This is a genomic window from Cytobacillus citreus, from assembly GCF_018343665.1.
Lineage (GTDB): Bacteria > Bacillota > Bacilli > Bacillales > Cytobacillaceae > Cytobacillus > Cytobacillus citreus.
Window position 1 is genome coordinate 359,355 of record NZ_JAGYPM010000001.1, and the last position, 12,160, is coordinate 371,514.

A 12,160-nucleotide genomic window follows, 5' to 3' on the forward strand; every position below is an offset into this window, starting at 1 on the left:
CTATCTCGGTTTTCAGCTTCGTTTTTATTGTCGTCTTAGTTAGTTTTTTCCTTCTTTTTCTTTTCGTTAAGATACAGTTTTCCTTCAGCGACTTTACGTGTTTCATTGCCGAAATCATCAGTTACTTTTACTTCAATCTCAGCTCCAGCAGATTTTACATTTGAAGTGACTGTATAGTAGCCTACATAATGTCCCGGAGCAGTTTCCGTCATAGGGAGCTCTGTTGCATTAGCAAGATCTCCAGCATTTGTTAATGGCATTCTAATTGCAAAGGTTGCTTTGAGACCAGGCGCGCTGTCAAATTCAATTTTTACAGACTCACCCTTCTTAAGTTCTTTATCTTCTGTTGGAACAAGATTTTCAATTGCTGGGGCTGTGTAGGTAGCATGAATTGTTACTGCTTTCTCCACTTTATTTCCAGCTTTATCTTGAGCTACAACTGAGATAATGTTTTCACCTTCATTTAGAATGATACGAAGAGAGAATTTGCCATCTTTAATATTTGCATTTTGTCCATTTACTTTAACAGAGTCTAAATGCTCGTCAGAAACAGTTCCTTCAACTGTTACTGTTTCCTTGTTCGTTTTAGACTTATCTTCTGGTGAGGTAATTTCTAGCTCAGGATTCGTTTGGTCGAAAATGACTTTTACAGGATTAGAAGCATCAGTTGATCCTAAATCTGTAGTCACTTTTGCAGTTAAGATATTCTCCTCTTCTGTTAATGTAACCTCAGCAGAGAAGGTTCCCGCTTCAGTTGTTTCTGTAGTGGCAATTTCTTCACCATTATTGAAGAGCTTAATCGTTGTCTTAGGTGTCGAGGTACCTTCAACCGTTACTTTTCCTTCATTAGTATAAGATCCGTCTTTAGGTGAAGTAATAACTGGTGCTGTAACTTCATAATTAACTGTGGAACGGATCATATAGTTTCCTTCTGCCACAGGTGATGGGGACCAAGCTCCTCCGACAAGCTGCCAGCTTCGCTTCGCGTTTGTTCCATCTTCATCTGTTCCAAGTCCTGGTGCATTTGGATTTGGTGCACTTTGGATGTAAACCATGTAAAAATCACCGTTTACCATGATACCGTGTTCGCTTAGATCAACATGTGTCCATTCACCGTTTCTTAGAGCGGTTGCATCAAATGGTCCGGCAAGTTTCTTACCAGGTGCTCCATCTGGACCGCTTGCATCATATACTTCAACCTTGAATGCAGTACCGCCTGGAACTGGCCATTCAGTATCCCAGAAACGGAATAATCCACCTGTAACCATGGCGTTTTTATGTCCTGCTGCCAGCGACATTTTAACAGCCCAGCCATTGCCGGCATCGTAGAATGCACGTGCATTTTCGGCTGTTCCGTCATCATAGCCAATTTCACCAGGGTATCCAATAAATGGCTTTAACTGTACATTTTGTTCTATTGAGCCTTCACTAATTGTAATTTCGATTTCTTGATTATAGTAAGACGGTGCCATTACTTTTAATGTATAGGTGCCTTCATAAGCTGTTAATGAATATTCGCCGTTTGCATTTGTTTCTACCGGTTGAACAGCTGCATCCTCAACTAAAAGAAGTGTAGCGTTTGTAATTGGTTGACCAGTAGCCTTGTTTGTAACGGTACCAGTAACTGCTCCTTGAGGAATTTCTTCGAGTACAAAGTTAGCAGTAACTTCACCATCTTGCGGAATATTTACTGTCTGAGATTGTGAACGATAGCCGTATGCTTCCGCCTGAACAGTGAAGTTTCCAGCCGCATGTGTAAATTCATATGTTCCATCTTGAGGCTTTGTGAATACAGATCTGCCAGATTCTAAAATACTTACTTCAGCTGTTAATGGTAGTAGAGCAGGTGCAGGCTGCTTTTGGCTGCCTTCATCCTTCACGATTGCATCCTTCGCAGGTACAATTTTGTTTGGATCTACTTTTTCATCCTTTAAAGTGTCTTTAGAGTCATTTGTAGCAGTATCTGGTTTTGTGATGCCAAGCTGTGCTTTATTAGAAGCCTGAAGAGGAGTGCTGGCCAACTTAACATCATCAATATACCAGCCTGGTCTAACTACAGAACCATCAGTTGTTACGTTAAAACTAACATAGATTCTTTGGCCCGCATATTCGCTTAAATCTACTTGGCCATCTATCCAGCCAGAAGAAATATCATGAACTCGAAGCTTTTGCGTCCAATTTACCATATCAGTTGAAACGAAGACATGACCAAAATCATAATTTCTTTCAAGGTTATGCCATTGTTTAAATTGTAAGTATGCATTACCCTCTGGCAGGTCAATCGGAGGCATTAGTAAAGTCATGTTTGCTCTGCTGTCATAATTTCCTGAAAGATTCGTAGCAAATACTTTTTCTCCAGAAAAGGCATTTTCAGGTCCCGAAGTTGGAACTCCCCATTGCCAGCTGTTATTTTCCCCATATGATGTCCAACCAGTTGGATTAGATTCAAAATCTTGAGTATATCCGATTGTGATTCCAGGCTTTACGGAAATTCTGTACGTATCTGTTACAACTTCGTTTCCTCCGAAATCATTGACTTTCCATTTGTATGATAAAGATGGAACAGCAATATCATCTCCAGGGATTACAGCCTCATAGGTTCCATCTCGGTAATCTCCAGACATTCTATTTGCTTGAACAGCAGTCCAGCTGCCGTCTGCTTTTAAGTATTCGAGGACAACATTCAATACACTAACATTGTCAGTTGCCTTCAATTCTAGAGGCAGGTCCATTCCTGCGTATGTTTCCTGAGGTGCATTGTGTTCCACTAGTGGAGCTTCACTATCATTTCCTTCTTTTGCCACTTGGCCTTTGATTTTTCCAAGACCGGAAATAACAGATGAAACAGCATCGAAAGCATTAACAAGACCAGATCCGAAGCCATTATTTGGTGATTCAGGATATGTTCCATTAGTTAACGGTGTAGCTGTTGCCATTAAAATCTCTTCGATTTCATCCACGGTTAGGCTGGAGTCAACTTGGCGAAGCATAGCTGCAACTGCAGAAACATGTGGTCCGGCCATTGAAGTACCATTCCAGCCGCCTTCATAGTTGCTTCCAGGGACAGATGAACGAATATTTACACCTGGTGCAGCGATATCAGGTTTGATTTCTCCATATGGTGATGGGCCTTGAAGTGAGAAGTTTCCTAATCCATTATTTATATCAGTTGCACCTGTAGCAAAGGACTCTGGGTAGTTAGCAGGGTTGGCAATGGAGCCTGGTCCACCAGGATTTCCTGCTCTAGTGTTTCCAGCAGAGAATTCTGGAAAGATTTCGGCAGCCTTCCAAGCTTGAACCATTGGACGATACCATTCATCAAGACCTGGACCTCCACCCCAAGAGTTATTAACAACATCTGGTGCTTTTTCAGGATGAGGATTTCCAGCAGCATCCTTTGGTGCTAAAATCCATTCGCCTGCAGCAAGTAGGTCTCTATCAGTTCCGCCATTAGCTGTAAACGCTTTCACAGCAATCCATTTTGCACCAGGAGCTACCCCGATTTGGTTAGCACCATCTGGCTCAGAACCGACCATTGTTCCTGTTACATGTGTTCCATGACCAAGATCGTCATATGCTGCTGCTCTTCCTGCAGTAGCATCGAACCAGTTGAATTCATGTGAAGGAGAATTTGGATTGGCTGGATTATAGCCGCGATATTTTTCTTTCAATGCTGGATGATCCCACTGTACACCTGTATCAATAGAAGCTACAACTGTACCTGATCCATCAATACCCATTGCCCAAACAGCTGGAGCACCAACTCGTTCGATATTCCATTCAATCGAGTTTGTATTAGCTTTAGGTTCTTTTCCAAGCTGCATAGATGATTTTTCATCAACTTTCACTGGGGTATGAAGTTGTCTAATTTCGTTTGGAAGTACTTTTTCAACCTCAGGGTAGGCAGCTACTTGTTCCATAACATCTTTCGTTGCAGTAACTGCAATAGCATTGACAATATAGAAGGATTGAATATCTTTTGCCTTACCTTCTTTTTCCTGCTTTTGGAGGAAATCTGCTACAGAGCCTTGTGTTTCAATAGCAGCTGATCTAAGTGAAGAAAGGACTGCTGATCGCTTCATGTATTTTGTTTTTGCGGGAGTAAGGTTTTGATTTAATGCATTTTTTTCAGCATTTTTTGCTGCAGCTGCAGGATCAGCTTGTTCCTTAAATTTAATTAAGAAAGTAACTTGATCTTGCTTATCGAATTCATCTTGTAATTTGCTGCTAATTTTGTTTTTGGTTGATTCAGGTGATGATTTTTTTAAAGAGGTGTGCGGTGAACCATTTGTTTCTGCATGCCCCATATTTGGAAACATGAGTGGGAGAATCAAAAATGCGATCAACATGATAGGCAGCCAACGGAATCTTGCTTTTCTTTTTTTCTTCAAAAAAATTCCTCCTCATCAGTTTAATAAATACAGACAATTAATGGTATCCATTGTTAGAAAATAACCACCTCCAGTTAGGGTAAAAAGTAACCCCTTTGTTAATAGAAACTTTAACTAATGAAAAAAGAGAAGGTTGTCGAATATTCACGAAGAAAAAGTGTATTAGATTAAAATGATAGGAATGAATTAGAAGTGAAAAAGTCATATAGTCTAAAAGATTCAGGAATATATCAATCTCTTAGCTAAAAATACTCTATTTACGAAAGAAAATTATTAATTGAATAACAATTCTGGAAAAAATAAGAAGAAGGAATGGAGAGGCATTTTTTCATTAAAGTCTCATGGTGAAAATGGAAGAGATCTTTAGACCCTAAGTCTTTTGATCTAATAAAAAATTCATTAAAAATTATTAAATAGAAATAGTAAAAAAGTTATGTAACTTTTTTAAAAATATAGAATAATAAGTAAAATGATAAAAGTAACAGACTTAAAGGATTATTTACCAAAATTTACAGAAAAAGATTCCATTTTCCTACATTCCAAGCATGTATAGGAAGATAGAAATAGACACCTTATACCAGCACGAATAAAAGGAAAAATGGTACTGGTAACTATTTCTAATGATTGCTATTGTAGACAATATTACATAAGAATTGAGCAAATGCCATCGGTATTATTAATGCACTAATTGCCTTCCTGCGATGTGTTGCTGCCGAAGCTTTCCTTGTGGAGCTAGACATTTCTCAAAAAAACTGTTCATAATGTGTTTCCTTTTTCAATCTTATTCGTCTAACAATATGCTTGAGGGGAGCGGAGGAAATGGAAAAAGTTTCTTCAGATGCTTTTGAACAACTATACAATGAATATAGCGATAAAATATTCGGTTATATCTTCCTCCTAGTTAACGACAGAGAGGTGGCTGAAGATTTAACTCAGGATACCTTTATTAAGGCTTATAAAAATTTAAATCAATTTAATTGCGAATCTCATTTATTTACATGGCTCTTCCGTATTTCCAGAAATGTGACGATCGATTATTTACGGAAAAAGCGTTTGTTAAAGTTTTTTTCGATAGAAAAGTACCAATTTGAGTCTGATCAACAGACGCCTTTAGAGATTGTTATGAAAGGTGAAGCAACGACCATCTTATACGAGGCAATATGTAAACTAAAACTAAGCTATCAGGAAGTACTTATATTAAGGAAAATCAAAGAGCTATCCATAAAGGAAACGGCTGAAATATTAAATTGGAATGAAAACAAAGTAAAAATTACAACGACAAGAGCAGTAGCAGCATTAAAAAAAGAATTAATGAAAAGGAGGGAAAGTAATGAAGAGTTTATCTGAATGTGAGCTGTCATTTCAGGATTTGAATGAAAGTCCTCGTTCAAGCCGGCAAAAACAGCAAACCTTTCAAAAAATTATGCATGAGTTAAGTAGAGAGCCTGAAACTAAGAGGCTATTACTGCCGAAAATTTTAACAGGTATTGTCTCGCTCTCAGCGTGCTTTCTATTTGGATTTATCATTTTTACCGAAACGAACCTCAATAGTGGTGCAAGTTTGATAACGAGTATTGAAGGGAAAGAAATTGTCCAAATGGGTTTAGCTTTTTCGAAGTCGGAAACTTCCTTTATACCAATTGAAGAGGATAGACAGAAAAATTTTTTAAAAATAAAAAATGATAATTCGAGAAAATTGGTGTTTGATATGATAAAAAATGCAGAAATAAGTACTATCAAACCAGTATTTGATCCATCTTATGACTTGATGATCAAACTAGAAGGCCCTGATATATTGAAAATAAAGGTTTGGGAAGAAGAAGGAGATCTTTATATAAAAGAACTGAGTGAAGATGAATATTATTATGTTTCAAAGGAAAAAAGCGAAGATTTTTTTAAGTATGTAAATTCATTATATCATTATATTGAAAAGCCAAAATAACACGCTAATTAAAATCCTTAAAAAAATCGGCAAAGCGCTAGGCTAAGCCGATTTTTCCTTTTATTTAATTATGCAATATTTACTCCAATATCCATCAATACATATAGAGAAATCTTCATTAACTATCATTTTTGTACATACCCAGCAGAGTTTATCGGCATTTGACGAATTATCCTCATCAAGACTATTTGATAATTCTCCCGACCATTCAAGCTCTAGTTTAAGGATTTGTTCTAACTCCGTTTCCTCCGTAACTTCATTTACATCAGTTACTTCGGTTATTTCGGCAACCTCAACTTTCTCTTCATTCGTTTGAATGTTATTTTTCGGTGATGCAAAGGCTTGACTAGAAATTACTAATAGGAAAACAAGCAACATAAAAACGGTCCTTTTCATTTTAATCCCCCTAAATTTATTACTAATTCCATTAATAGAATAACTTATTTTTCCAATTATTAAATGATTCATAACGCTTATATTATCATAGTACTTACTATCTATTCTGAATATTAAGAATAAAGGATAGTGAGGAATCCTTCCTATTAATTCCTCGAAATCCATGGTAAAGATTGAGGTGTGGAGTGTCTAGATGATCTATGTTACGGTTAAATATGTTGTCGAGGCAGAGGAAAATGAATTCAGGCGATCTGAAATGACCAATTTAATCCTTGCTTGCTCTGACAAACCGCTAATACAGGAGGAGATATAATGAAAATGCTTGCAGCTTTTATAGCAGGTATCATGATGCTCTCATTCCAATTTGTTCAATTAAATCATCATCGCACCTATGCGGAAACATTAGATAATGTTGATATATATACTGTTAAGAAAGATGATTCTCTTTTAGAAATTGGAATGAAGTACGGAGTATCTGTGCTTGAATTAAAAAAGATTAACCATAAAAAAACGGATAAAATTCATCCAGGTGAGAAGCTCATTCTACCTAAGTCTATTACAAAAGAAGAAAAGGATCTTCTTGCAAGACTAGTTCATGCAGAAGCCAAGGGAGAACCATATGAGGGGAAGGTAGCTGTTGCATTAGTAGTATTAAACCGAGTAGAAGATGATCGATTCCCGGATACAATCAAAAATGTTATATATGAAAAAAGACAATTTCAACCGGTAGAAAATGGATCGATCAATCAGCCTGCAGATCAACAATCACAAAAAGCAGTTATGGAAGCACTTGCTATACAAGGTCAGGGAAATGATTCAGTCTATTTCTTTAATCCAGATAAAACAAGCAGTACTTGGCTAAGATCTAAAACGGTCACAACTGTCATTGGCAACCACCGATTTGCAAAGTAAAGCCCATACACCTCCATAATATTGGAGGTGTATTTTATATTTACAGGAAAAAAATTAAGTTATCTTTGCGTATTAAAGAGTATGTGGTTTGGATAATGTCTCTGCAAAAATATCGCAACAGTATAACAATGGCATTAGCCGAAGAGGCTATCAAACGCCCAGTTTTTCTTAGCGTAGGTTAAAGGCAATTTACCCACACTGATTTAAGATTCCTCCTAATTATTTTAACTCTATTGGCTCGCTCTTCTTCCATTCATTAAATTTTTTCAATTCACTCGAAAGTTGTTTTATTGCAAATGATAAGACTGCGGCATCATCTAAAATTCCAAAGCCAACAATAAAGTCAGGAACAATATCTATTGGAGAAACAAAATATAATATCGAAGCAATGATGAAAACAATCGACTTCTTAGAAATATTTTTATAATCACCTCTAGACCATGCTTTTATTAAATCAATGAGAAGATGGAGCTTTTCCCATATATTTTTTAGTGACGTTTTATTTCTGTTTGCTTTTCTGATTGTTTTCTCTATAAGGCCCGCAGTTTTTTCTGGATGATCAGCATAATCCTTTGCAGCTGACTCAAAAATCTTATAGCCTGATTTCCCATATTTTTTTTTCGCCATTTTTCTCACCCCTTTAATAAATTCCCTAACAATATTATTTATTATTTACAAATTATAATCAAAACACGTATTATTTTTTTATTAAACACTAAAAGTGTTACCGTGTTTTATAGAATGGTGTTAGGAAAACCGAGTGCAATCCCTCTATGCCACATTTGGTAAAGGGCTTCTGTATCCCACAGGCGGGAAATAACATCAATGTCAGAAAATAAGACTGGCACCTACTGAAGTTAGAAGATATGCTCTTTTATGATTTTTGTCTAAATCTTTCTTATTTATCGTGCCGTACAAAGCAAGTCCAAAAAAAGTATGTGTAATTGAATCCATTTAGAACACCTCCATGAAGCATAGTAATAGGTGTTAATTTTAAGTTAATTATAGTCATTATTTCGTTTTAATGTAATAAATAGAAGAAAAATCATATTGAAGGAGCCTTGCAATCTGTTTTTCAGCGATATAAAATTAAAATTATGATTAAATTTGATAGTCAGTGAGGAAACAAGATGGGAACGAATTTTAGAGATGAAGTATTATCACGTAGAACATTTGCAATCATATCCCACCCGGATGCAGGTAAAACAACCTTAACAGAGAAGCTGCTTTTATTCGGAGGAGCTATTCGGGATGCAGGTACTGTTAAAGGCAAGAAGACAGGGAAATATGCGACAAGTGACTGGATGGAAATTGAGAAACAACGCGGAATCTCAGTTACTTCCAGTGTGATGCAATTCGATTACAATGGTTCAAGAGTAAATATACTTGATACACCGGGCCACCAAGATTTTAGTGAGGATACTTATCGTACTTTAACAGCTGTTGATAGTGCTGTTATGATTATTGATTCAGCGAAGGGGATCGAAGAACAAACATTAAAGCTCTTTAAAGTTTGCCGTATGAGAGGAATTCCGATCTTTACCTTTATTAACAAACTTGATCGGCAAGGAAAAACTCCTTTAGAACTTCTTGCTGAGCTAGAGGAAGTAATGGAAATTGAATCATATCCAATGAACTGGCCAATAGGGATGGGGAAGGAGTTTCTTGGAATATATGATCGATTCAATAAGCGAATTGAGCAATTTCGTGTCGATGAAGAAAGTCGCTTTATTCCCTTAAATGAAGATGGGGAAATTGAAGGTGATCATAAACTAAAGGATTCTGGTCTTTATGATCAAACAATAGAAGAGATTATGCTTTTAAATGAGGCGGGAAATGAGTTTTCAGTTGATAAGGTAAAAAAAGGTGAGTTAACGCCCGTCTTCTTCGGAAGTGCCTTAACTAATTTTGGAGTTCAGACTTTTTTAGAATCATATTTACAGTTTGCCCCTCCGCCACAATCTCGAAATTCTACTATAGGTAAAATTGATCCTCTCTCTGAGGGATTTTCAGGATTTATTTTCAAAATTCAAGCAAATATGAATCCAGCCCATAGGGATAGAATCGCTTTCTTAAGAATTTGTTCAGGTCGGTTTGAAAGAGGCATGTCTGTGAACATTCCGAGAATTGGCAAGCAAATTAAGCTAGCACAATCTACTCAGTTTTTGGCAGATGATCGCAGTACAGTTGATGAAGCAGTTAGTGGAGATATTATAGGAATATACGATACAGGAACATATCAAATTGGGGATACTCTTACATCTGGAAAAGATAATTTTCAATTTGATGGTCTACCACAGTTTACACCTGAGCTCTTTGTAAAAGTTTATGCAAAAAATGTTATGAAGCAAAAGCATTTTCATAAAGGAATTCAACAGCTTGTTCAAGAAGGGGCTATTCAGCTTTATAAGACTGTTAAAACAGAGGACTTATTGCTTGGAGCTGTTGGACAGCTGCAATTCGAGGTATTTGAGCATCGCATGAAAAATGAATACAATACTGAAGTGATAATGGAACGAATCGGTTCCAAAATAGTCCGTTGGATTGAAGGCGATGAAGTAAATGAAAACCTTTCAAGTGCAAGAAGTATTCTCGTTCATGATCGTTTTGAAAAGAAAGTATTTTTATTCGAAAATGATTTCGCCCTGCGTTGGTTCCAAGAAAAAAATCCAGATGTAAAATTATATAATCCAATGGATTCAGAGCATTAAGCCAATCAATTTTTTATCTCATATATAAAAACGGTTTCCTTCTGGGGAACCGTTTTTAAGTATTCTTTTAGTGTCAAACATACAAGTAGATTTCAATATTTTCCTATTAAAATCCAAATGGTTCTTGACATAGTTTTCAAAGAATAATATATTAATATTATATATTTTTACTTTAACGCGAAAAAGCGTCTAAGTAAGATAGAGGGATTGGATAAATTTTATTTTTCAAAGAATTATCCCTGCAAAGCAAATGAAAGGGTGGCTTCATGAAGCAGGAACAATTAAATTTTACTTTTAAGCCGATGGAGGCTTTTCTAATTACAATAGTTCTTTTGGGGGGCATCGGCACGGCAATGATTTTTGGCGGTGTTGTACCTCATATTCCCATTGTCATTTCAATAATGTTTTTATTAGGACTTGGCTTAGTGAAGAAAGTGAGTATAAAAGAATTGGAGCAAGGTCTTACGGATGGTGCGAAATCTGGCCTTGGGTCAGTGTTTATCTTTTTCTTTATCGGAATGTTAATTAGCAGCTGGATGGCAAGCGGAACAATACCTACTTTTATTTATCTTGCATTAGACGTAGTGAACGGGAAATACTTTTATGCTATTGCCTTTGTCGTATCATCTATCATTGGGGTGAGTGTTGGTAGTTCTCTTACAACAGCAGCGACAATTGGAGTTGCATTTATGAGCGTCTCGACAGCTCTCGGCTTATCAGAAGCATTGACTGCAGGAGCTGTTATTTCAGGTGCTTTTTTTGGAGATAAAATGTCTCCACTCTCAGATACAACGAACCTTGCATCAATGATTGTAAAGGTGGATTTATTTGAACATATTAAAAATATGGCTTGGACAACAGGACCTGCTTTCATTATTTCTTTTATCCTATTTGCCATTTTATCACCTGAAGAAGCTGCATCTGATTTTTCTAAAATAGAAATTCTAAAAAATACTCTTATCGAACAGGGTTATGTTCATTGGTACTCACTAATCCCTTTTCTACTACTAACATATTTGGCAATAAAAAAAGTTTCTGCCCTGATCACCCTATCAGCCAGTGTTTTATCCGCTTTACTGATTGGTTTCATTGTTCAAAAGGATTTTGGTATTATCAAAATGTTGAATCTATTATTTTATGGCTTTAAATCAAATAGTGGTGTAAAAGAGGTGGATTCTCTTTTATCAAGAGGTGGAATGGAAAGTATGTTTTTTTCCATTTCATTAGTCCTGTTAGCTCTTTCTATGGGGGGACTTCTTTTTAAATTGGGAATTATCCCTTCATTACTAGAAGGAATGAAGAAGTTTTTGCAAAAGGTTCCAGCCTTGATTGCCTCCACTGCAGGAACGGCAATAGGAATCAACTTCCTTCTCGGAGAACAATATCTTTCAATCTTATTGACAGGGAATACATTTCAAGAATCATATGAAAAAGCAGGATTGCATCCAAAAAATCTTTCACGAGTATTAGAGGATGCGGGAACGGTTATTAACCCTCTAGTGCCTTGGGGAGTATGTGGTGTATTTTTGACAGAGGTTTTAGGTGTTGAAACAATTGATTATTTACCATTCACCTTTTTCTGTCTTCTATCGCCTATACTAACAATAGTTTATGGGATTACAGGATTTACCATTACGAAAAAAGGAGAAAAAACAGCTGTTTGATGGCTGCTTTTTCTCCTTTTTTTCGGCTAAATAGAAAATTTTAAGTTATTAACCTACTAAAGTAGTATTGGAATTTCGATAAGGTCTATGCATGGGATATCATATAATAAAAATTAAGCATTGGCCGGAAGGACTTGGCGAACG

Annotated in this window: 8 protein-coding genes and 1 pseudogene; 5 read left to right on the forward strand and 4 right to left on the reverse strand. The window is 36.4% G+C overall.

Annotated elements, in window-relative coordinates; genetic code table 11:
* Positions 1-35: 35 nt before the first annotated feature.
* A complete protein-coding gene (locus KHA94_RS01885) occupies positions 36-4,391 on the reverse strand; it encodes a S8 family peptidase (protein ID WP_249365267.1) in 4,356 nt (1,451 codons plus the stop codon).
* Between the two features lie 819 nt (positions 4,392-5,210).
* Between KHA94_RS01885 and KHA94_RS01890 the strand changes: the two genes are divergently transcribed.
* Both KHA94_RS01890 and KHA94_RS01895 read left to right on the forward strand, forming a co-directional pair.
* Positions 5,211-5,738 (forward strand): RNA polymerase sigma factor, encoded by a 528-nt coding sequence (locus tag KHA94_RS01890; RefSeq protein ID WP_213100458.1) that lies wholly within the window; start codon positions 5,211-5,213, stop codon positions 5,736-5,738.
* The gene (locus tag KHA94_RS01895) at positions 5,722-6,333 is read left to right on the forward strand and encodes a hypothetical protein (RefSeq protein ID WP_213100459.1); all 612 of its coding nucleotides are present in this window, start codon (positions 5,722-5,724) and stop codon (positions 6,331-6,333) included. The genes KHA94_RS01890 and KHA94_RS01895 overlap by 17 nt, the downstream gene beginning before the upstream one ends.
* Before the next feature lie 60 nt (positions 6,334-6,393).
* Here the strand turns inward: KHA94_RS01895 and KHA94_RS01900 are convergent, their stop codons facing one another.
* Positions 6,394-6,729, reverse strand: a complete 336-nt coding sequence (locus KHA94_RS01900; protein ID WP_213100460.1) for a hypothetical protein — start codon at positions 6,727-6,729, stop codon at positions 6,394-6,396.
* Between the two features lie 345 nt (positions 6,730-7,074).
* On the opposite strand from KHA94_RS01900, the gene KHA94_RS01905 reads away from it, so the two are divergent.
* On the forward strand, positions 7,075-7,641 hold the full coding sequence (locus KHA94_RS01905; RefSeq protein ID WP_213101257.1) for a cell wall hydrolase: 567 nt from the start codon (positions 7,075-7,077) through the stop codon (positions 7,639-7,641).
* A 219-nt stretch (positions 7,642-7,860) separates the two neighbouring features.
* On the opposite strand, the gene KHA94_RS01910 is transcribed toward KHA94_RS01905, so the two are convergent.
* Positions 7,861-8,268, reverse strand: a complete 408-nt coding sequence (locus KHA94_RS01910) for a YkvA family protein (protein WP_249365269.1) — start codon at positions 8,266-8,268, stop codon at positions 7,861-7,863.
* A 109-nt stretch (positions 8,269-8,377) separates the two neighbouring features.
* Positions 8,378-8,595, reverse strand: a pseudogene (locus KHA94_RS01915) (metal-dependent hydrolase); the annotation flags it as partial.
* Between the two features lie 176 nt (positions 8,596-8,771).
* Here KHA94_RS01915 and KHA94_RS01920 point away from each other — a divergent pair.
* Both KHA94_RS01920 and nhaC read left to right on the forward strand, forming a co-directional pair.
* The gene (locus KHA94_RS01920; RefSeq protein WP_213100462.1) at positions 8,772-10,352 is read left to right on the forward strand and encodes a peptide chain release factor 3; all 1,581 of its coding nucleotides are present in this window, start codon (positions 8,772-8,774) and stop codon (positions 10,350-10,352) included.
* 266 nt (positions 10,353-10,618) lie between these two features.
* The gene (gene nhaC / locus KHA94_RS01925) at positions 10,619-12,016 is read left to right on the forward strand and encodes a Na+/H+ antiporter NhaC (RefSeq protein WP_213100463.1); all 1,398 of its coding nucleotides are present in this window, start codon (positions 10,619-10,621) and stop codon (positions 12,014-12,016) included.
* Positions 12,017-12,160 lie beyond the last annotated feature (144 nt).